Source organism: Thermogemmatispora argillosa, assembly GCF_059696725.1.
Genome location: NZ_AP019377.1, coordinates 2304623 through 2326920, shown reverse-complemented (window position 1 = coordinate 2326920; position 22298 = coordinate 2304623). Strand labels below are relative to the sequence as shown.

Here is a 22298-nt window from a genome sequence, read left to right as displayed (position 1 = left end):
AAAGGTAACAAGCGCTCTCTCACGAAGGGAGAGCGCCGTTTCCGGGCGCAGTGGCGGGCGGCTCTGACTCGTTGCGACTGGCGCCAACCTCTGGAGGAGCCGGCGCTGAGGTCGGCTCCGGTGGCGCGATCACCTGGGGCGTGCCCAGAGGTGCCGGCTGATCGGGGGCCGGTGTCGCGCCGGTCTCGGCGAGAATAGCGCGTAGCTGCTCACTATCAAGCGTCTCATGGCGGCGCAGCTCCTCAGCGATGCGATCGAGCGTGCGGCGATGCTTTGTCAGAAGATCGATGGCCTGCTGATAGCAAGAGCGGACGATCCGCTCAACCTCCTCATCGATCAGCTCCGCCGTCTCTTCGCTGTAGTCGTAGGGCTGGCCGACCTCCATCTCAGAGACGCCCGAGAAGGGACTAGGCCGCTCACTGTAGGAAATGGTCCCGAGGCGTTCACTCATGCCCCAACGTGTGACCATCTGGCGAGCGAGTGAAGTCGCCTTCATCAGATCGCTCTGCGCGCCAGTAGTAATCGTGCCGAAGACGACCCGCTCCGCGGCCTGGCCGCCAAGCGCATAGGTGATCTGAGCTAGCAGATATTCCTTTGGATAGTTATAGCGATCATCGAGTGGCGTTGACATAGTCACACCCAGCGCTTGACCGCGCGGCACAATCGTCACCTTAGTGACCGGGTCGGAGTGCGGTGTAAGCAGTCCCACCAGCGCATGACCGCCCTCGTGATAAGCCGTCACACGCAGGTCCTCTTCGCTCAGCACCAGCGGACGTTCGGCGCCCAGCAGGATCTTATCAAGGGCGTCCTCGAAGCAGCGGCGATCGATCTGATCCAGGTTGCGGCGAGCCGCCAGCAGGGCAGCCTCATTAGCCAGGTTGGCCAGATCGGCGCCGACCATGCCCGGCGTGGCCCGCGCGATCGCCTCCAGGTCCACATCCGGGGCCAGCGGCAAATTGCGCGTGTGGATGCGCAAGATCGCCAGACGCCCACTCCAGTCGGGACGGTCCACCGTCACACGGCGATCGAAGCGGCCCGGGCGCAGCAAAGCTTGATCCAGACCGTCGGGCCGGTTGGTCGCCGCCAGCACGACTACCGCCTGGTGCGACTCGAAGCCATCCATTTCGACCAGCAACTGATTGAGCGTCTGCTCACGCTCCTCATTGGTATTGATGCTGGCTCCACGCTGGCGCCCGACGGCGTCGATCTCGTCGATAAAGATGATGCTGGGCGCGGCCTTTTTGGCCTGATCGAAGAGATCGCGCACGCGGCTGGCCCCGACGCCAACAAGCACCTCGACGAACTCGGAGCCGGACATCGAGAAGAAGGGGACCCCGGCCTCGCCGGCAACGGCGCGCGCCAGCAGGGTTTTGCCGGTACCTGGTGGCCCAACCAGAAGAATCCCACGCGGGATCTTGCCGCCCAGGCGCTGGAACTTTTGAGGCGTCTTCAGGAACTCGACGACCTCCTGCAGCTCGTACTTGGCCTCATCAACGCCGGCGACATCGGCGAAGGTCGTGCTGGGCCGATCTTCAAGGATCAGCCGTGCGCGGCTCCGGCCAAAGTTAAAAATGCCCTGTTGCCCCTGGGTTGCCCGTCGGGTAATGAAGAAGAATAGCCCTAACAGGAAAGCCCAAGGTAAAACTGCGACCAGCAGATTGATCCAAAAGCTGTTGTCTGGCGGCGCCTGGCTGATGACGGTAACCCCTTTGGACAGGAGCAGCGGGATCAGCTGCGGATCGGTCTGCGGCTGCGGCAGTTGGTACACATGGTACTGCGAGTAACCCTGTACCGGCTCGCGGAAGTCGCCGACGATGTCCGTCTGGCCGATAAAGGTGGCCGTCTTAATGTTATCCGCGTTGATTTCCTGGTAGAACTCGGTATATGTCAACTCCTTCCGTTGAGGAGAGGAACTACTATTCGAGTTACTAATATAACTATATAAGTACAAGCCCAGTACCAGCAACACTACGAGCAGCAGCCAGAAATTCAGGTTCGAGGATCGCGGCGGCTGCCCCGAGGGACCGCGCGACTGGTTGGGTGATGACTGCTGTCGCTGCGACTGGCGCGGTGGCACTGGTAGCAGCGGAGGTGGCGGCGTATTATTATTTTGATGATTGCTTTGTTGTTGTGCTTGGTACAGACCAGATAATGGCTCTTTTCCCATTGCAAGACGTTCCTGCTTTCTGGTTGCGCCGTCTTTGGCTGAGAGCGGCAGGCACACCGCTCCCTGGCACTGGCGTGACGCTTTCAGATGCTCCCTATAGCTACCCTATTATATCCCACATAAGGCTAAATTGCACACCGACAAGAAAGGGCAGGACCAGCGAGTGCAAAAGTCCCTCCGTGTGCCAGACAGCAGACAAGTTGTCGGCCTGGCTGCCTACCGGCAAGTGGGCCTCTGCTTTCATCAGCAAGTATTACGAACGAGACTTGTCAGAGGTGCAAAGTGGAGGGGCCTTTCTCAGCGCTTTGCTCTCCATCCCTGGCCAGGGACTGGCCTGGCGACCTGCAAACCGTCTGATCCGGGAGGGGGTCGAAAGGCTGATACTCACGCTCAGAGAAGACTGGCAAACAGGCACACAGGCCGACCCTGGTCGGGAAGCGGGAGATGCGAGTGGAATCACGAAGCCTACAGTCAGCAAGGGAGGCTTGCTCATTGCTATGACAGCGTTGCGTATCGCGCCGGTTGAGCACGATCAGCAGGCAGCTATGCGCCACCTCCTGGAAGAGAACCGGCTACCGCTAGCCGGCCTAGAGTGTGACCTGTGGCGCGCCTGGCTGGCCTGGAAGGATGAAACGCCGATTGCTTGCGCCGGCCTGGAGCGCTATGGAGAGCGGGCCTTGTTGCGCTCGGTAGCGGTCGCTGCCGCCTGGCATCGGCGAGGCATTGGAAGCCAGCTTGTTCGGGCAGTATTACAGCAAGCGCAGGCGCTGGGCCTCAAAGAGATCTACCTCTTGACCGAGGGAGCTGAGCCATTCTTTGAGCGCTTAGGCTTTCGGCAGATTGCTCGTGAGGACGTGCCGGAGGCTCTCCATGCCTCAGAGGAGTGGAACGGCGCCTGTCCGCAGACAGCCACCGTCATGCGGCTGAACTTCGGCTGACCGCCGGACTCTTCCCGTTTGCTCTGCCTTGTCCTCTAAGCCTCTCCGACAAAGCTGCAGAGAGCGATGTAAAAGAGCCAGTCAGATCAAGGGAACCCGGCTGAGTCGGACGACAGGCTGCGTCCTGGGGAGCGGACTGACGTCTTGTAAAAAAAAGGTCTATGCACAAGGAGATCTCTGCCATGTCCTGCCTTACTGAACAGGCCTGGGTGGCCCTCCATGAGCCATTGCGTCGCTTTCTGCAGCGCCGGCTGCCTGATGAAGAAAGCGTAGACGACCTCTTACAAGAGATCTTTCTGCGTATTCACCAGCACCGCCAGGCATTGCGTTCTCCAGCGAAGCTGGAGCGCTGGGCCTATCGTATTGCTCAGCGCCTGGTTTGCGATTACTACCGTCGGCGTCGCAGTCTGCTCTCGCTGGAGCGCCAAGCGGCTGTGAGCACGGCCATACCAGGCGCTGAGGACGAGCAAGAAAGCGAGGCGGCGCGAGAGGCCATCAAGCGATCCTTACAGGAGCTGATCCACTGTTTACCCGCGCCCTATCGCGACGCCCTGATGCTCACCGAATACGAGGGCCTATCACAGCGCGAGCTGGCCCAGCGCCTGGGCCTCTCCTTCTCTGGGGCCAAATCGCGCGTCCAGCGGGCACGTACACGTCTCCATCAAAGCCTGCTGGCCTGCTGTCAATTTGAATTTGACCGTCTGGGCCGAGTGATCGGCTATCAGCCCCTGGCCCCGTGCTGTCTGGGACCCGAGGAAAGTAAGCGCTGTCCCCCCGCCTGTGTCTGTGACTGATATGGTCCCCTGCTTCACCGCCGACTGCCAACCGCTGGGGGACCCGCCTCACTTGACCAGTGCACCGGCTGCGTCCTTTTCGCGGGAAGCGCGTCTTTGCTTTCAGAACAAGAAACCGCTGGCATGAGCAGGGTCGTCGCTGGAGGCAGCCCGCGCAGAAGGTTCCACCGACCTCAGCGACGACCGCTCTTAGATTGCCTGTTGCCAGCACGGGCCAGAATCAGCCAGAAGGAGAAGACTACCATGTCAGATCTGCCTTTCTCTGCGGAAGAGGCGCTGCGATCAGCTATTAAGAGCTATTATCAAGAGAAACTCCTCAGCTCTGAAGAGTCCTGTTACTGCAGCACTAAAAGCCAACAATCTGCTAGCGATCGATGCTCCTGCTACGAAGGCGAGCAGCTGAGCGAGCTGCCGCCGGACCTACTGGCCAGCTCCTGCTGTTGTGGCAATCCGCTTAAACGGGCTGAGTTAAGGCCGGGCGAGACCGTCCTTGATCTGGGCTGTGGCACTGGCCTTGACGTTCTGCTAGCGGCCCGGCGTGTCCTTCCTGGGGGCCGTGTCTATGGCCTTGACATGAACGAAGTCGCTCTAGAGCGAGCCGAACACTACCGGCGACTGCTCGGGCTGGAAAACGTTCACTTTCTCAAAGGACTCATGGAAGCAGTACCCTTACCCGCCGAAAGCGTCGACCTCATCATTTCCAACTGTGCGCTCAACCTGGCGCCTGACAAAGAGCAAGTCCTGCGCGAAGCCTACCGCCTCCTCAAGCCGGGTGGCAGGCTTAGCCTGGCTGATACCCTGCTCGAAGGCGCCCTACCCGCCAGCCTTCAGCATGAGCCGCGGGCCTGGGCAGCCTGCCTGGCCGGTGCCATCAGCCTGGCGACCTATCGTGAGCTGCTAGCCGGCGTTGGTTTCCGAGACGTGCTGATCGAGTCGGTCCCAGGAGAGTGGTGCTGGCCATCCTTCATTGGTCAAGAAGAACGCCAGCATCTGGAAGGCCGCTGGCTCAGCGCTTCCATTTGCGCGCGCAAGCCCACGGCCTGAACCTCAGCCTTCTGAACGAGACAGCGCGCTTGACCAGGCGAAGCAGGCCATGAACCTGATCAAGCGCGCACCTGAGCCCGCAACTGCAGCACAATCGAGGCCGTTGTCCCCGGAGCGATCTCCAAACGATCGCCGGGCCGATTCAGCGCATCCTCGCTACCGACCGTCGGCTCAAAGCAAACAAAAGCATGGTCCGGGCGCGTTGGCAGCTCCGTCCACACCTGCATATTATGCAGCGCAAAGCGACCCTCCTGGGGCAACTCGGCGATCGTCAAGCTGCCCCGGCCAGGAAAAAAGATCGTTACCTCGCCGGCAAAAGGATAGGCAGTATCTGGCGGCTGCCGCTCCCAATCGATGGTCGCCGCCTCAAAGCCGGGCAAGCCCTGCACCTGCAAGCGCGGCTTATCGGCTTGAGCGACGGCAAAATACGGATGGAACCCTGGCGCAATCGGCATCATCTCTGCACTCCGGTTCTCCATCGTCAAAGTATAAGTCAGCGTCGCGGGGCTCACCGCCACCGTCACCCTGAAAGTAAACTCATACGGATAGCAGGCGCGCGTCGTTTCATTGCTGCGCAGCTCCAACTCTACCCGTTGCTCATCCGCCGCCAGCAAACTCCAGGGGAGCAAGCGACCGAAACCGTGGATAGGCAAAGACGTCCCTTTCTCCACAAACACCCCATTGCGCAGGCGCGAAAAATTCGGAATCATCAACGGCAGGCCCCAGCGGCGAACATTGCCCGTCGTCACAGGGCGATAGAGCACCTCCCAGTTTCCGACCTGGAAATGTGAAACCAGGCAAAGATCGGGGATGACCCCTACCAGAGTCTCGGCAGCGCGTAACACACGCTCACGTTCTGTCGGAAAACGCAAAAAATCACTGGAAAGCGGAGAAGAACTCATTGGCCAGACATCTCCCAAAAGGAGTCTCTAGCCGCTATTGTAAAAGACCAGGGGGACCAAAGCAAGCTCAGGGGCAACAGCGACGAGCCCTTCTCTAAACAAAAAGAAGGCGGCCCATCTTCAGGACCGCCCCTTATTGTCCAGCAGATCGAAGAACGGCTATGCTCTACTCAGCCTCCACATAGACCTTGCTGCTGGACTTTAGCACCTCGGGAGCGAGGAAGCGGAGGACAAGCGCGATAATAATGCCGATCACCAACCAGGCCGTCGCCAGCGGGAAAGCCCAGCTTACCGGGGGTGTATACTGCTGCGTGGCCTGGAACCAAAGCACGATCAGCAGCACCACCGCCGGAATCAGCGGCAGCAGGATATGGCGGAAGAGATTGAATTCAGAGCGATGCTCGCGCAGATAAAAGACTGGCACCGCTACACACGTTGCCAGATAGACCACGATAAAGGGCAGAGCAATGATCGTGCCGATGAAAGCAAAAGCGTTTGACAAACCGAAGGCCAGGCCAAGCGCCACTGTTAGCACAAGGCCGACCACCATAGTAAAGATGATGGCCACATCAGGCGAGGCAAAGCGGTTCAAGTGAGCCAGTACTCCAGGCAGAGCGCGCACGCGCCCCATCGCGTAGAGCACGCGCGACACAGCGTTCACCCCAGCGTTCGAGTTGGCCAGAGCGCTATTAAGAATCGCCAGATCCACAATAATACTGAAGCCGCCCCACACTCTCTTAGCCATCTCACCCCAGGGATTCGGATTACTAGCGTAAGACGACATCCGATCCGGTCCCCAACCGACCACAGCGGCATAGGAGCAAAGGACATAGAAGAGACCAATCAAGAGGGCCGCCAGGACAATAGCCAGGGGCACTATCCGGCGCGGATTGCGCGTCTCCTCTGCCAAAGGTGCCGCTGACTCATAGCCACCGAAAGCCAGCACCGCGAAGATCATGCCCAGCATCACGCCCTGCCAGCCGCTGAAGCCTGACAGCATGCTAGAAGCCGGATTGAAGGCTGCCAGCGTATTGCGGCTCCCCGCGTCAGCGATCAGCCACAGGGCCAACAGCAGAAAGACCCCGATCTCGATGCAGCCCAGCACCACGCCCACATCGGCAGAGACCTTAATGCCGAAATAAGTCAGCAGGAAAATCACCACGGCGAAGATCACCGCCCAGATGACCCACGACCAGCTACTGTCACCCAGCGGCAGCAGCGAATTGGCTACCTGTACCAGAACCAGCAACTGCAGCGGCACAATCAGCAGATAAGCCAGATCGAAGATCCAGCCGGTCACCCAGCCAGCCACAGAACCGAGCGAGCGACTGATATACGTAAAGAAGCCGCCAGCGGAAGGCAGATGGCGAGCCAGCTCCCCAATGTTCAAAGCGATCAACACGCTGACCACCAGCGTAATCGCTACTGCCAGCGGCAGAGCAGCCCCGGCATACGGCACAGCGGGGATCAAGCTAAAAGAAACCGCAGAAGCCGGCGCCATTGTCGTAATCGACTGGAAGAGCACCCCGGGCAGCCCGATCGTCCCAGATCGCAGATTGCTCTGCTCCTCAGTTGGTGCGCTAGACTTAAGCGTCATAGCAATTCACTCCTTATACAACAAAAATAGGCAAGGGGAAAAGCAGCGCATAGCTGTGCTGCTCAGCGCACAAACGGCTGTGGCCCCACCGGGACGGGGCAACAGCGCGGAATCGCCATGCGCAGGAGACACAGTCAGAACATGCCAGTTTGGCCAGTTGACATGTTAGACCTTGCTCCCACACTTTGCTCACAGCAAGCCCAAGGAAGATCATCGCTCCGGCACCCTGGAGCTGAAAAGAGCAAGCTTGCTTAAGCTTCGAAGCTCTGATCCTGCCAGGCGGCCTGGCTGATAGCAAACATACTGGCGATGCCGCAAACTACCAGGCAAATCGCCGTCAAGCCGCCTACAATGTACCACCATTGACCATTGCTGATCTGCTGAGGAATCGGCGAGTACAATAATGTTACAATCATTGCCGTCAGACAGGCAAGGGGCGCGATGATAATGCAGAGCCACAGCACTGGGAGCGGCACCACCAGCAGGCGCAGGAAGCGCTCACGATCACGGAAATAGAAGACTGCCAGATCGACGAAGATAAAGATCGAAGAGAAAGCCCAAACCAGCGTGAGCACCGAGAGCGTCACCTGAAAAACCACCAAAGCCAGGTCGGTAGGCTGCCCCAGAGGTAGCAAATAAGGCAACAGAAAAATGAGGGCAGCACACAGGCTAGCCACTACCGTCTGAAAAACAATCGCATTAGAGGGCTGGCGATTGCGGTTCAAGCGGCTCAGACCCACCGGTAAGAAACGGTCGATACTGGCCACCATCAGCAGGCGAGCGAAAGCAACATTCAGCAGCGTAGTGAAGACCGGGAAATAGGCGATGACGCAGACCGCGGCTAAATTGCCCACAAACTTCCCGAACACGTGATCGATCACACTGATCACAGCGATAGCTTGCAGGTTGGCAGCCTGAGGGCCAAGAACGACCAGGAGAGCAAACGTAATCACCAGGTAGCTCACGATCACAAAGAAGCCACCCCAGGAAACATGACGGGCAGCAATGCGTTCACTGGCCATTTCTGCGCCGAAAATCATCGAGACATCGGCACCGAGATAAGCCAGCACCACACTACCGTAGAGCGCGAAGTTAGAGGGGGTAATGCTCCAGGAATGGAGATCAGTGAAGGGCGTTGCCGTCTGATGTCCGGTTGCCAGCCAGAGCAGGGCGGCGCCCCCGAGCAAGACAATCACGCCATAGGTCAAGAGCGTGATCACATTCACAACCAGGCGCACCGTGCTCATCGGCCTGAGCGCTAGCACGGAGGACACAATCAGCAGCCCAATGCAGAGCAGACCCTGCTGCCAGGGCTGAGTTAACCAGGAGGGATTGAGGCCCTGGATAAAGGTGATGCCAATACTCAGACTTGCGACCATCGCCAGCAAGCCAGGCATCCAGAAAATTAAGCTGGCAAAGAAGCCCCAGAAATTCCCTAGCGCCCGATGGGTCCAGAGGTAGGTAGAGCCTTCTTGGGGATAAAGAGCGCCCAACTGGGCCACGCCAATAACGCAAGGGATAAAAAAGACCACTGCTCCCAACAACCAATAAGTAAAAGCCGCAGGGCCCGCGGATATAGTACTGACCGGGTTGTTGATAAAGAGCATGATCATCATAAAGATCATGGTCATATCGAACATCCCGAGCACCTGTGGCATAGTTCGTGGAACATAGCTTTGTGAGGGAAGATCGCCCTTCTGCTGATCCAGACGCTGCAAAGCTTCTAAGGCCATTTGTGCACTCCTGGATTTTCAGAGTATGAGTAGCTGGAACCCTAAACGAAACCCGAGACAGCGATGCGGAAAGATCTGCCATCCTGGCTAAGCATACTGGGAAGAGTAGGACCCATACCTGCAATTGGCAAGAACGCCTGACCTGCCTAGAAATTTCGAGTCTCTTCCCCCCATCTTGGGCGCCTGAGTGAGCAGGGACAAAGAAGATAGAATGCTTACCTTAAAATAATAGATGAGCTGAAGGCTGCCGTCCAGTCGCGGGCGGGAGATAGGAATGAAGTAATATTCCCATTTAAGAATGATGAATGAATTGGCTTGAACTGAGTATCGAGAAAACGTCGAGTAAGAAGAAGAAAGTAGGTGCTATCGCCTGAACTAAAGAGAAACACCGGCCTGCAAAGCGAGGCAGAGAAGCTGCTCCTATTGCGTTTTGTTGCCCTGGCGTTTATACTGTAACCTGGTAGCGTCACAAGGTGGTTCTTTGGGGCAGATGGCCCGTTCGACTGCGGGCGGCGATCCTTGAAAGGATACAACGTTAAAAGATGTAAAAGAGTAGCGCCGGTAAGAGAGACTAAACTCCTGCTTGAATGAGAAGGGAAGAAGCTGAGATAAAAAGAGCAGCGAAGGAAATGAATGCGCAGGATTCTGCCGAGCATGCGCCCTCTGGAGCGCACGACCGGCTGAGAAAGACGGGGGAAGGCCCGTCCTGGTTCGTAGCAGGTGAGGCGGAGCGGCGAGAAGAGAAGCCGCCTGCGCAGGGGCACATTGCAATCAAGGGGACGCGCCACGGCCTGCTCTTGACGTTGGAGCCGGATACGCCCTTTGGTGAGCTGCTACAGGCTCTTGCTGAGCGGCTGGCAGAGGCCCCTGATTTTTTTCGTGGGGCCACCCTGACAGTCGATACCCGGCAGCGAGTACTGCACGCCAGCGAGCGAGTGCAGCTTGAAAATTTGCTGGCACATTATCGCATGTCAATCACTCCATTAGAGCAGGCTGCCGGCATGCGCATGGGAGGATTGGGGGAAGGGAACAGACTGGGTCTCAACGGCGGGCCTGCCTATGCTGCTGCCTCACCATTTGCTGCATACTCGCCCTATGAAAGGACAGGAGCAGGGGCTGTGACTGTGGACCTCGGGCTGACAACGGGTCAGCGTGATCCGCGTGAGTCGGATGATACACTCTTTTTACGCCGGACGGTACGCTCTGGCCAGGCCATTCACCATCATAGCAATATTGTGGTCCTGGGCGATGTCAATCCTGGCGCGGAGGTAGTGGCGGGCGGCGATGTGATCGTCTGGGGTGTCTTGCGCGGTATGGTCCACGCCGGCTATCCCGATAACGAGCAGGCGCTAGTCTGTGCACTCCTGCTCGCGCCCGTCCAATTGCGCATCGCCCATCTGCTGTCTCGCCCGCCGGAAGGGCTGGAGGTGCAGCCGCGTCCCGAGGTGGCCTCGATTCGCCAGGGCCAGATCGTAGTAGAAACCTGGCTCAATGGTCGCCCACCGCGTAGTAGATAGTGCCAGCCAGGGCGCGGCGTGGTGCAAAAGAGCAGGGTCTGCGCGCTCCGCTATGGCCGGAGCAGGCCACAACCGCCAGCCTCCTCACGGAGCGTGGGGGAAGGCGCGCCAGTCAGTCTTTAGCGAGATGAGCAGAGAGCATTGACAGGCAGGCGGCAGGCAGCGAGTAGCGTATCGTGCTGAGTTAGTGGGCCTCGCGCTGGCTCTCCAGCAAGGCGCGCCTCTCTGCCGAAAACCTCGCGCTGGGCTGATCGCTGTCGGCTGCGTGCGAAAGGGCGTCTCCCTGATCTGCCTGGAATCCGTGAGGGAAGTAGGAGAGGAAGCCCAGCAGTAGCTAAGCAATGGAACCAGTGGGCAGGTGCAGAGTGCCCACACGGCTACTGTCGCCCAACTCTGGCTGGCTGGCTTGCTCATTGGCTGACTGGCTGGCTGGCGATATCTCGATGCTGGAACCTTTTGCGAGTGTGCGAAAAAAACAGTGTTTGCCGAATCGACAGGGAGCATGCGCATGGATAGCCGGGTGATCACGATTACTTCGGGAAAAGGCGGCGTTGGCAAAACGACGACCACGGCCAACCTGGGCACGGCCCTGGCTATGCAGGGTAAGAAGGTGGTGGTAGTAGACTCGGATATTGGGCTGCGCAACCTCGATGCTGTCCTTGGTCTGGAGAACCGCATCGTCTACGATCTAGTCGATGTTGTCGAAGGGCAGTGTCGCCTGCGCCAGGCGCTCATTAAAGATAAGCGGTTGCCTGAACTCTATCTGTTGCCTGCTGCTCAGACGCGCGATAAGAATGCCATTAATAGTGTGCAAATGGTGCAGCTTTGCCAGCAGTTGCGCCAGGAATTCGAGTTTGTGCTGATTGACTCGCCTGCGGGGATCGAGCAGGGTTTTCGGAATGCCATTGTGGGGGCCGATGAGATCATTATTGTGACCAATCCTGAGATGGCCTCGGTACGCGATGCCGATCGCATCATCGGGCTGGTCGAGGCGGCCGGCAAGCCGGAGCCGCGCTTGATTCTCAACCGCTTGCGTCCCGATATGGTGAGACGCGGCGATATGATGGATGTGGCGGATGTGTTGGAAGTGCTTGGGATCGATCTGCTGGGGATTGTCCCCGAGGATGAGCTGATTATTGTGGCCACCAATAAGGGTGAGCCGGTGGTGTATGATAAGCGCTCGCGTGCCGGTCAGGCATTTATGAATGCTGCGCTGCGTATTTTGGGTGAGGAGATTCCCCTTGAGGAGCTGGTGGAGGCGCCAACGCTGATGGAGCGCTTGCGCCGCCTGGTGGGTTTTGGCCCCGCGATGATCGGAAAGCGCACACGGTCCTGGCCGTCCTGATAAAGGAGGCGATGGTGCATGAGTATGCTTGATTTTATGGCCAGTCGCAAGCGGCCCAGGCCCGGCGAGCTGGCGAAGGAACGCCTGAAGGTGGTCCTGGTCCAGGACCGGGTGAAGGTAAACCCGGAGCTGCTGGAGCAGATCAAGGCTGATCTGCTGCGGGTGATCTCCGAACGCCTGGAGGTCGATGAGCAGCACGTGGAGATTACGATGACCCGTGAAGATCGCTGGGATAAGTTACAGGCCGCTGTGCCGATCAAACGTCAGAAGATTACGTTTGAGTGGGACCCGCCCTACTATGGACCGTCTGCTGAGGAGCTACAGGGGCCGCTCCAGGTGGAGGTAGAACGCGAGCAGTCTTCGTCAGAGTAGATCTCGGAGATGCCTTTCTATGGCGGCCTGCTATCGGCGCTGACTGGAGGGTGCTGGCTTCGCTTTGGCTGCGTTTGGCTGCGACAATGGCCAACGTCGCCTTGGGCTATTGGTCCGGCAGTGCGGTACAGTGGGAAGCTGGCCTGACGACCACCGCCTCTGCTCTCTCCGTGAGCAGGCGAACGACACGAGTTGTCTTCTGGTACGCTCCCGCTTGAGATCGTTCTATGCTGTTGCCTGTCGCTCTAAGCCGAGGCTGGAGCTGCTCTTTTTCTTCTTGCTGCCCTTGGCAGTGGGCCTTGGCTCTGCCCCGAGCTAAAGCAATTGTCGGTCGCTGTCTCTATCTGCTTCCGCCCTCCTTGATCCTTGGGTGGAGAATACGGTGAGTTGACGAGGGTCTTTCCTCTACAGTAGAGGCAAGGCCCTTCTGCCGAAGAAGCCGGAACGGGCTCGCTGTCAGCGCTCGCTCGCTCTCCTCTACCCCGGGAAACGTGAATAGTTGTTATCTCCATCTCCTTCTTTGCTCCTCTTATCGTACAAGTCTTTTTTATTCTGTAACGCTGATTCCTATCGATAGCACTCTGGATGATCTGCTAAAAATATCATTTTATCCCTATTTTATAAAATACGATAATTCTATTTAAAAGTTAAGGAATCTGCAATACACATTTTTGTTTCTTAACTCAAATTTCATCTCATCGTAACCGTCAAAGAAGCAGAGAGAGGTACAATAAAAGCGTGATCTCGGATCGGAGCTTGTTTGAGGCTGAAGAAGCGGGGGTGGTGTATAAGAAAGAAGGAGCGTGCTCCTTCTGAGGAACGTACTGCGGTGCAGGTATCACGCGAGCGTGTTCCTGTCGCGGTAGTGAAGTGCCGATGCGCGGGCACGAGCAGACGCGGAGAGGCCTGGAGGTGGAACACGCCTGCCTGGTGGGGGCTAGCTGGCGCTGTGACTAGCCCCTGAGTGCTGGGTGTGTTCTGGCCTCTCGGTGGTGGCGTGTCGCAGGCGGTGCGTGAGGTGCGGGCGAGCTGACGGACGAGCGAGCCGATGAGCGCGCGGACCAAAGCGCACCGCCGCGGCGCTGCTATAGACGGTGTCGTCGGGCTGCGGCTATGGCGCGGACGGTGCGGGAATAGCGTGGTTCGACTCGGGGCGGGTTGCCTTCGCCTGTCGGGTGCGTACAGTGGCAGGCAGGCCGGCAGGAGGTAGCTATGTGGTGGTGGGGTGACGATGCCGCCCGCCTCGGGGAGGGTCAGGCTCAAGGCCGCCCGTAAGGGGGCTCCCGCGGTGGTGGGGTTGTTGGTGGTTGTGGTCGATGGTTCTCTCTCGTACAGTACTGGTACGAGAATATCCGTCCAGCCAGTATCTCCTTTTGGTGCCCGGCGTATCATCGTATATAGCAAGGGATGATGTGTGGTGTGGTTGTGCGTGCCTCTGCCCCATGCGCGTCCCTCGCTGAGGCACTGGGGTGTCACCGGCTTCCTGCCGGCACTTCAGTATCGCGACAGGAAACCCTGGCTGTCATCTCTCTGGGGGACTGGGTGGTGGCCCTGTTCTTTGCACAGGGGTGGATGTGTGATGAGTGAAGACAGCAAGAGCGACAAGAAGATCTATATTCTGGTCGAGCGCGCGAGCAGCCTTTCACGCGGGGTAAGTCGCGCGCTCTGGCCTGCCACAGCGCGACGGCTCGTAGAGACCAGCCGGGCTGCTCAGCGACGCCGGGCGCGCATGATGCGACGTCGTTCGTCGCTGCCGCCAAAGCCGCGTAATGCTGCTCTGCCGCAATGGCTGCCGCGCCTGTTTCTAGCCGCGCTTGTGGCTTCCTCGATGCTGAGCGGAGGCACACTGGTGCTGGCTGTCCTCTGGCATCTCTGGTTTTTGCCGTTGTGTGCCGCCTTCGCTCTGGCGCTTTCCCTGCTGGCTCTCAGGCCACGCTGGCCCGCTAACCTGCCTTCTGTGCCCCTCTCGCAGCCAATAGTCATGGATTCCTCTCTTCCGGCTTCCTCTTCTGCCGGATTGCCCTGGAAGAGCCTGCCCGGTCAGCCAGGGGCCCCTGAAACGCCGATGCCAGATCCGCCCTCTCTCGTGCGGGTATTGGAAACCTTTGACCTCTCGCGTGGCGAGCTGGAGCCGGCCCTGACCGAGGCTCCCTGGCCGTCTGCGCCGCCTTCTGCCTCCGGCCTGCGCTGCGAGTGGGGAGAGCGTCAGCCCTTCTTCAAGCCCACTCAGGTGGCCCCTTTACCGGACGAGTTGCCCTGCTCCTCCGCCGATACCCTGGCTGGATGGGGGAGCGCTCCGCCTCTGGAGGCTCCCGGTGGCAACCTGAACCATGCCGGGCCTGGTGCCTGGGCTGAACCTCGGGAGCGCGACTTGCAAGCTCCGCCTCTGCGACCCACCGGCACCGTCGGACGTCCGGCAGAGCTTCCGGCTGCTCAGCCCCGTAATAGCGCTGAGGCCGATGATACGACGGCTGCGGCTCGCTCGCCTTCTGTCGCTGCGGAGGATGAGGATCAGCAGGGTAACGGCAAAAAGCTATGACCTTTGGGGGAGATCTGTTGACCTGGCTCGCTCATTCTGGGTATGATTCCCCAGAAAATGAGAACATTGAACGGCTGGCTGATATCCTTCCACTCGCCCGATCAGCAAGCAAGCATTCAAGCAGCGGTCGGCAGCAGTTCCCTTCCCTGGAGGCAGCAGTGAGCGAGCAGCAGATTCAAAAGGTAAAAGTCAGGCGCTTAGCGCATGTGGGCCTCTGGTCCAGTGACGTGGCAATGCAGGCCCGCTTCTATCGCCAGGTGGTGGGCCTCGATCTGCGCTCAAGCGAGGTGCGGACAGTAGGGCAAGAAATGGAGGTTGAGGCGGCTAGTGCCTTCCTTGCTTTGGGCGATGAGCATCATTGCCTGGCTCTCTTCGCCGATACGCGCGATTCTCGCCCCAGCAAGACAGATAGTCGCTTTGTGCTGCCTCAGAGCCGGCTGCATCATATAGCCTTCGAGGTGGATACAGAGGCTGAATTGGCCGCTCTGGCCGCTCGCTTGAATATGTTGGGGGTGGAGCTGGCTTTCGAGCCTCGCGACGGCGATACTGAGCGCGGTGATACGCTCTGGTTCCGCGATCCCGATGGTAATCGCATCGAGATCGCCGTGTCGTCCGATGAGGCCTTTACCCAGTACGCCGCTGCCAGCGGACGTCGGCAGGCGCGTTTGCGCCCTCTCGCGCTCCAGCATGTGGCGCTCCAGACGCCACATTTGGAGGCAATGGTCGAATTCTATACCGAGGCTCTCGGTTTCGACATCTCCGATTGGTTGCTGCGTGAATGGGCCTGGCTCCGTTGCAATACTGATCATCATACCCTGGTACTGATCCAGGGGCGGCCCGATGTCGATCACATCGGTTTCCGCATCGATAGCGGCCTGGACTTGCTGGCCTGGGGCGATTATCTTAGTCGTCAAGAGACGCCTATTCTCTGGGGGCCAGGACGGCACGGCGCCGGGCATGATCTCTTTCTGCGCTTCGCTGATCCTGAAGGCTGTCATATTGAGCTGTCCGCGGAGCTAGAGCAATACTACGATCAGGATGTGACGACGCCGCCGCGCCTATGGCACGCCCGTCCTCGGGCACTGAATCTGTGGGGAGCGCTTCCGCCCTGGATCAAAGAAGAGGTCTCGGTCTGATCCCCCTCTCCGCCGTGGCTCGCTTCTGCCGCTGGTCTGATCCAACGGCCCTGACTAAGGAGCGGAAGGAAGGGGAAGGTCGCGGGTGAGATAGCACAGAGGATGAGCTGCCCGCTTGTTGTGGTTCCCAGCTCGCTCGCTGGCTGACAGGATGAATTGGGCAAGCAGGATAGATAGCCCTCTCCCTGGCCGGACGAGGTGACGGATTCTGAGACAATCCGTCGCCTCGTCGTTTTTGGAGGGCGCTCTGCTTCGCCCAGGACAGGCCTGAGAAATAGTGCAAAGAGAGCGCTCGCTGCTCAGGCTCCTTAGCGCGTCTCTTCCACGCCAACGATGCGGTTCCTCATCACGCCGATCTCGACGATCTCGGTCTCCATGATGTCGCCAGGGCGCAGGAACTCAGGCGGCGTGCGGGCAAAGCCCACCCCGCTCGGGGTACCCGTCGCGATGATATCACCTGGCTCCAGCGTCATACCGTTGGAGAGCACGGCGATGATACGGGGAATAGAGAAGATCATCTGATCTGTGCTGGCCTCTTGCTTGGTAACACCGTTGACGCGCAGGCGCAAGGTGAGCCGCTGGGGATCAGGGATCTCATCAGCGGTAACAATCCAGGGACCCATCGGACAGTAACCATCGATGCTTTTGCCGCGAAAGTACTGCTGATGCTGGGCCTGCAGGTCGCGGGCTGAGATGTCATTGAGCACTGTGTAGCCGAAGACGTAGCTGAGGGCCTCGTCCTCGCGGATATGTTTGCCGCCCTTCCCCAAGATGACAGCTAGCTCAACTTCCCAGTCGATCTGAGTTGAGACGGCGGGATCGATAACTACGTCGCCATAAGGCCCGTTGACGGTGGTAGGAGCCTTGGTGAAAATAACAGGATACTGGGGGAGCTCGGCCTGACGTCCACGGGCCGCAGCGGATTCACGGGCGTGTTCGGCGTAGTTCAGTCCCAGACACATGATGTTTTTGCGCGGACGAGGGATCGGGGCCGCAAGCTGTACAGCAGAGAGTGGCTGTACGAGGCCACTTCCCTGCAGCGCGGGAATCGCGCTCAGGCGCCCATTGGCTTGCTGTGCCTGCTCCAGCAGGGCGCGGAGGCCGCGCTCCGCCTGGCCATATTGCTCGATGAGGGCTTGCATTTGATCAGGGACAGCGAAGCCGAGGGCCCGCGCTCCCTGGGCGGCATCGACAATCTCGTCGTTGAGCACCAGGCCCACGCGCACGCGCGGGTTATCAGGTGTGGAAAAGCTTGCCAGTCTCAATGATGGTTCCTCCCTTGTTCTGGCTGGTGATCCCTCTTGCATAATAGTATGCCCCCCACCGGAAAAAGGCAAGTTACTGAGCGAATTCATGCCCGGCAGCGCGCCGCCAAACAGCGCCAGCTAGCCGCAAGAGAGACGAGACGGTGGGGGTGAGCAGAAAAAAAGCGAAGCGGGACTGCACATAAGGCCGGTGCGAAGCGCCCGAGCCTGCGCTACTCAGCGGCGAGAGCGGCGCGCATGACTTCCAGCGGCGCGGGCTGGCCCGTCCAGAGGGTGAAGGCTAGTGCCCCTTGATGGAGCAGCATCGGGAGGCCGTTGGAGGCGCGCATGCCCAGTGTGCGCGCCTGGCAGAGCAGCTTGGTCTCCGCTGGATTGTAGATCATATCGAAGACGAAGGTTTCATTTCCGAAACGGGCCAGGACCTCACCGGGCAGCGGGCTCAGGTCCTCGTGCATGCCAACTGGCGTGGCATTGATAATGAGCGAGAGAGGATGAGGGATGAGAAACTCAGGGTCGCTGAGGCTAAAGACCTGGGGGACACTCAGCTCCTGACGCTGAGCGGCAAGAAAGTCGCCAACCTCCGCCGCCAGGTGCTGGGCGCGCTCTAAATGGCGGTTGACGATGATCAGGCGTTCAACGCCAGTGCTGGCCAGGGCGAAAGCCGCCGCACGGGCTGCCCCGCCTGCTCCCAGAATGATGGCTGTATAGCCCGTGAGCGAGATCGTGGTGCTCTCGTTTGGCTTGCCTACTCCCAGCTCGCGTAGAGCATGCAGGAGACCGGGTGCATCGGTATTATAGCCATGCAGATAGCCGTCGCGTGGCACAATCGTATTGACCGCGCCGATGCGCGCCGCCAGCGGATCAACGATGTCGAGCAAAGGGAGAACAGCCTGCTTATGCGGAATAGTTACATTGGCTCCCAGATAGAGCGGGTCGAGCAAGAGAGCGACGCGCGAGGCCAGCTCATCGGCGGGTGTTTGCCACAGCTCGTAGACCGCATCGATCCCCAGGGCATCGAGGGCCGCTTGTTGCATGCGCGGTGAGAGCGAATGGGCCACCGGATCGCCGATCAGGCCCAGGCGCCGCCGTCCCTGCCGGCTCCGCGACTGTATCATCAGTGGTGCATCAGCATCCATAGCTACTTTTTCGGCTCGGCTTTGCTTTCGATCGAGAGCTGAGAGATCCTACTCTGCCGGGTGTATCCTGCGTATCTCTGTCACAAAGAGCATGAACACGTTCAGCGTACCACAGGCCGTGGCTTCCGTAAAGGGGGCGAACCACGCCTACAGGGTTGCTACGCATATGGTACTATAACAGTATCACGTCCAGGTTACAGTACCTTTCCTCAAAGGAGATGGAGAGAGAACCTATGGCAGTTGTGCCCCGCCCGGCCTCAGCGGTGATGCTGTTGAGAAACGGATGCGCTGGAAGCGGAATGGAGGTCTTTATGGTCCGGCGCGTCGTCCAAAGCGAGTTTATGCCCGATGTCTATGTCTTTCCCGGCGGCTCGATTAAAGCCGATGATCGGGCTGCCGAGGAGAGCGCGCAGCTCTGCGCCCCTGTTCCGGCCCGCGAGCAAGTGGCTGATCCCGAGGGTCGGACGGCCCTGGGTACAGGAGCACGTGCAGCGGCCATTCGTGAGCTATTTGAAGAAGCGGGAGTCTTGCTGGCCTATCGCAATGGCTCGCTGCTGGCCTTAACAGAGGATGAGGCCGGGAAGGCGCGCTTCGCCGACTATCGCCGCGCCTTTCATGAGCGGCGCGGCTCGCTGGTCGAGCTGGCCCAGCGCGAAGGGCTGCAGTTGGCGACCGATCAGCTCCACTACTTTGCCCACTGGGTGACCCCCGAGGGGATGCCGCGCCGCTTCGATACCCATTTCTTTTTGGCTCTGGCGCCCGCGGCCCAGCAAGCCGCTTATGATCATCTGGAGACCAGTGATGGCCTCTGGATCAGACCCGCCGAGGCCCTCGCCCGCTACCAGGAGGGCCGCTTTCCCCTGGTCTTTGCGACCCTGCGCCAGCTCGAAGAGCTGGCAACCTTCACCCGGGCTGAAGAGGCTCTGGCCTTTGCTGCCTCGCATTATGTCACTCTCAAGCAGCCGCGCTTGGTCCAGGAAGGGGAGAGCTATCGCATCTATCTGCCCGGCGATGAACGAGGGTGGGAAGTACCACCCCATATGACTCAGAGCTGAGTCAAGGTGTCTGCACACTGCGACAGTCTTTTGGTCGACTGAAGAAGCGAGCAATAAATATATGGAACAAGAGCAGAATAAACAGCAGGAGGAGCAAACATATACAATCGTCCTGGCCCCTAATCCCTCGGTGATGACGGGGCCAGGTACCAATACCATTATCGTTGGCAGCGAGACGACGGGAGCGCTTGTCATTGATCCAGCGGTTGAGGAGGAAGACTATCTAGAGCAGATTATCGCTGCGGGAAAGGCGCGCGGTGGCATTCGGCGCATTTTGATCACGCATGGCCATCCCGACCACTGCGGCGGCGCAGCGGCTCTGCGGGCGCGGCTGGGGGTGCCGGTGCTGGCCTTTAGTCGCGAAGGGGTAGCCCTGGCCGACGAAGAATTGAGAGATGGGGCGCGCCTGCCGGTTGGCGACGATAGCCTGCTCGCCATGCACACACCGGGGCATCGCTTTGACCATCTCTGCTTTCTCCTGGAGCGGGCCGGCATTCTGTTCGCCGGTGATCTGCTCGCCGGTGTAGGCACGGTGGTGATTGCCCCACCGGAAGGCGATATGGGGGCTTATCTGAACTCGCTGCGGCGGTTGCAGCGCCTGGAGCTGCGCAGCATCGTGCCCGGCCACGGCCCCGTCATCACCGACCCTGCTAGCAAGCTCGCCGAGTATATTGATCATCGCCTGCTACGTGAGCAGCAAGTCATCACCGCCCTCGCTCAATTCCCGGAAGGAGCGACCGTTAGCGCCCTGGTGCCGCATGTCTATGCCGATGTCTCACCTACCCTTCACGCCCTGGCGGCTCAGTCGCTGACGGCTCACCTGCTCAAGCTAGAACAAGAAGGACGTGTTCGCCGCCAGAATGGCGAGCGCTGGCAGCTTCTAAGCTAGAGAGAGGGCAGCCGCCAGGAAGGGCAAAGTTGACCCAGAGAGCAGCGCTGCGCTCTCTCTCCCTTCCCGGCGGCTGTCGGGGTCCGGGGAGCGGCCTGAAAGCGCGCTTTCAGCGACGAACGGCACTAGCGACGCAAGAGCAGGCCCAGCACAGCCACAGCCGCCAGACCGAGGCAGAACCAGCCAGCGATTAACAGATGGACGTCGGTGAGCAAATAGGCACCGGCGGCCAGCGCGGCCAGACTCACAAGGGTCAGCGAGAACGTACCGCCACCGCCCTCTCTACCGATGGCGCTGCGTCCGCTACCGGAGCGAGCGCGGCGGCCCCGACCATTAGGCCCACTATTCGCCAGACGAATCTCGATCTGGCCGCTCTCGAAGCGAGCAATGATGCGCTCCAGAGCGCGGGGTAAAGTCAGCATTGCGCGACCATTCTCCAGCATCTGGCGCAGCAGCTCCTGCAGATTCTCGCCCAGCCGATCACCGCTTAGCCCGAGAAACTTGCGAGCATAAGGCGTGGCTACGTCAATCAAGTTAAACTCTGGCGCCAGGCCGGTGGCCACGCCGGCCAGAACGCTGATGGCGCGTCCCGTGAAAGCAAACTGAGCCGGAATCTGGAACGGCTGCCCATAGAGGAGCTGCTCAATTTCCTGGGCTACATCCGACAAATCCAGCTCACGAGCCTCCCCCAGCGTCATCCCATAGTACTGATTGAGCATCAGCTCTAGTCCGCGCTCAATGGCGGGCAGATTGGCATGTTCTCCCAAGAAGCCGAGGCGTCCCAGCGCATTGACCAGGGCCTGCGAATCGCGAGCCACAAAGGCCAGAAAGAGATCGCGCATGGCCTTTTTCATGCTCTTCGTCAGAGAGCCGACCATGCCGAAGTCGACAAAGGCGATCACCGGGTCCTCTGGGGGCGAGCCGGCTTTGACGAAGATATTGCCAGGGTGAGGATCAGCATGAAAGAAACCAGCCTCGAAGAACTGGAAGAAATAGGCCTCAACCGTACGCCGCGCAATCTCTAGCCGATGATAGCCGGCGGCCTCCAGAGCAGCGTAATCGTTAATCTTAATGCCATCGATCCACTCCAGCACCAGCACCCGCTTCGAACTATATTCCTCGTAGACGCGCGGAATATAGATCTGCGGTTGATCGCGGAACAGCTCGCGGAAACGGCGCGCGTTGGCGGCCTCAGTCAGATAGTCGATCTCTTCATAAACCGTGCGGCGGAACTCGCGATAGACAGCCTTCAGATCGATGAACTCGCTTGTGTCGACGAAGCGCGAGATCACCCAGATGACAAAGCGAATCGTGCTCAGATCGGTATTGACCAGCTCCTCAATATGCGGTCGCTGCACTTTGACCGCTACTGTCTCGCCGCTGCTGGCAAGGACCGCGCGATGCACCTGTCCAAGGGAGGCGGCGGCGGTCGCCTTGCGCTCCAGCACGCTAAAGACCTGCTCTACCGGCTTGCCCAGTTCGCTTTCGATCACCGCAACGACATGGCTGAAGGGCGCTGGCGGAACCTCATCCTGCAGGCTGCCCAGCACCTGCAGCGCCTGCTCCGGTAGCAGGTCAGCGCGCGCGCTCAGAAACTGCCCCAGCTTGATCATCAGGACGCCAAGCTTGATGGCCGTCTCACGGAAAGCCGTCAGAACTTTGATCAAGACTTCTATATCAGGCTGAACCTCGTAGTGACCGCGCTCATGGGCCCGGATCACGCGCCGACGCTCACGATAAATCACCCAGATAGTCCACAGCAATAGGCGAGCGACGCGCAGGAAACGCGCCACCTGGGCTAGTCTATTGATCCGTGCAGGTTTGTGACGCATACTACCAGTGAAAACCTCTCTCCAGGTACAATAACAT

General features: G+C 59.4%; 17 protein-coding genes. 10 read left to right on the top strand and 7 right to left on the bottom strand.

The annotated features are described in order from the left end of the window. Positions 1-19 precede the first annotated feature (19 nt). A complete protein-coding gene (gene ftsH, locus AC6H1L_RS09080) occupies positions 20-2167 on the bottom strand; it encodes an ATP-dependent zinc metalloprotease FtsH (RefSeq protein ID WP_497601173.1) in 2148 nt (715 codons plus the stop codon). Between the two features lie 497 nt (positions 2168-2664). Here ftsH and arsN2 point away from each other — a divergent pair, with 497 nt between their 5' ends. The 3 genes from arsN2 to AC6H1L_RS09065 all read left to right on the top strand — a co-directional run bounded on the left by arsN2 (position 2665) and on the right by AC6H1L_RS09065 (position 4943). After that, positions 2665-3105, top strand: coding sequence for an arsenic resistance N-acetyltransferase ArsN2 (gene arsN2, locus AC6H1L_RS09075; protein WP_497601172.1), 441 nt, complete (start codon positions 2665-2667; stop codon positions 3103-3105). A 182-nt stretch (positions 3106-3287) separates the two neighbouring features. Then, positions 3288-3899: an RNA polymerase sigma factor SigZ gene (gene sigZ / locus AC6H1L_RS09070; protein ID WP_497601171.1), complete on the top strand. Its 612-nt coding sequence runs from the start codon at positions 3288-3290 to the stop codon at positions 3897-3899. 243 nt (positions 3900-4142) lie between these two features. Further along, positions 4143-4943, top strand: coding sequence for a methyltransferase domain-containing protein (locus AC6H1L_RS09065; protein WP_497601170.1), 801 nt, complete (start codon positions 4143-4145; stop codon positions 4941-4943). Positions 4944-5002: 59 nt separating this feature from the next. Here the strand turns inward: AC6H1L_RS09065 and AC6H1L_RS09060 are convergent, their stop codons facing one another. The 3 genes from AC6H1L_RS09060 to AC6H1L_RS09050 form a co-directional block, all read right to left on the bottom strand. Then, positions 5003-5845, bottom strand: a complete 843-nt coding sequence (locus AC6H1L_RS09060) for an aldose epimerase family protein (RefSeq protein ID WP_497601169.1) — start codon at positions 5843-5845, stop codon at positions 5003-5005. Between the two features lie 166 nt (positions 5846-6011). After that, positions 6012-7442 carry an APC family permease gene (locus AC6H1L_RS09055; RefSeq protein ID WP_497601168.1) on the bottom strand — a complete coding sequence of 477 codons (1431 nt, stop codon included), beginning with the start codon at positions 7440-7442 and terminating at the stop codon, positions 6012-6014. Between the two features lie 251 nt (positions 7443-7693). Further along, positions 7694-9175, bottom strand: a complete 1482-nt coding sequence (locus AC6H1L_RS09050; protein WP_497601167.1) for an APC family permease — start codon at positions 9173-9175, stop codon at positions 7694-7696. A gap of 629 nt (positions 9176-9804) precedes the next feature. Here AC6H1L_RS09050 and minC point away from each other — a divergent pair. The 5 genes from minC (at position 9805) to AC6H1L_RS09025 (ending at position 16084) form a co-directional block, all read left to right on the top strand. Beyond that, complete coding sequence (gene minC / locus AC6H1L_RS09045; RefSeq protein ID WP_497601166.1) at positions 9805-10692, top strand: septum site-determining protein MinC; 888 nt, start codon at positions 9805-9807, stop codon at positions 10690-10692. A gap of 508 nt (positions 10693-11200) precedes the next feature. Further along, on the top strand, positions 11201-12037 hold the full coding sequence (gene minD / locus AC6H1L_RS09040; protein ID WP_416224277.1) for a septum site-determining protein MinD: 837 nt from the start codon (positions 11201-11203) through the stop codon (positions 12035-12037). A gap of 18 nt (positions 12038-12055) precedes the next feature. Then, entirely contained in the window at positions 12056-12409 is a 354-nt protein-coding gene (gene minE / locus AC6H1L_RS09035; RefSeq protein ID WP_497601165.1) for a cell division topological specificity factor MinE, read from the top strand. Between the two features lie 1579 nt (positions 12410-13988). Further along, a complete protein-coding gene (locus AC6H1L_RS09030) occupies positions 13989-14948 on the top strand; it encodes a hypothetical protein (RefSeq protein WP_497601164.1) in 960 nt (319 codons plus the stop codon). A gap of 158 nt (positions 14949-15106) precedes the next feature. Beyond that, complete coding sequence (locus AC6H1L_RS09025; protein ID WP_497601163.1) at positions 15107-16084, top strand: VOC family protein; 978 nt, start codon at positions 15107-15109, stop codon at positions 16082-16084. Positions 16085-16392: 308 nt separating this feature from the next. On the opposite strand, the gene AC6H1L_RS09020 is transcribed toward AC6H1L_RS09025, so the two are convergent. Both AC6H1L_RS09020 and aroE read right to left on the bottom strand, forming a co-directional pair. Then, entirely contained in the window at positions 16393-17349 is a 957-nt protein-coding gene (locus AC6H1L_RS09020; protein ID WP_497601162.1) for a fumarylacetoacetate hydrolase family protein, read from the bottom strand. A 212-nt stretch (positions 17350-17561) separates the two neighbouring features. After that, the gene (gene aroE, locus AC6H1L_RS09015) at positions 17562-18464 is read right to left on the bottom strand and encodes a shikimate dehydrogenase (RefSeq protein ID WP_497601161.1); all 903 of its coding nucleotides are present in this window, start codon (positions 18462-18464) and stop codon (positions 17562-17564) included. A gap of 254 nt (positions 18465-18718) precedes the next feature. Between aroE and AC6H1L_RS09010 the strand changes: the two genes are divergently transcribed. After that, complete coding sequence (locus AC6H1L_RS09010; protein WP_497601160.1) at positions 18719-19540, top strand: NUDIX hydrolase; 822 nt, start codon at positions 18719-18721, stop codon at positions 19538-19540. Between the two features lie 61 nt (positions 19541-19601). After that, positions 19602-20429, top strand: coding sequence for an MBL fold metallo-hydrolase (locus AC6H1L_RS09005; RefSeq protein ID WP_497601159.1), 828 nt, complete (start codon positions 19602-19604; stop codon positions 20427-20429). 125 nt (positions 20430-20554) lie between these two features. Here the strand turns inward: AC6H1L_RS09005 and AC6H1L_RS09000 are convergent, their stop codons facing one another. Then, positions 20555-22261: an ABC1 kinase family protein gene (locus AC6H1L_RS09000; protein WP_497601158.1), complete on the bottom strand. Its 1707-nt coding sequence runs from the start codon at positions 22259-22261 to the stop codon at positions 20555-20557. Between the last annotated feature and the right edge of the window lie 37 nt (positions 22262-22298).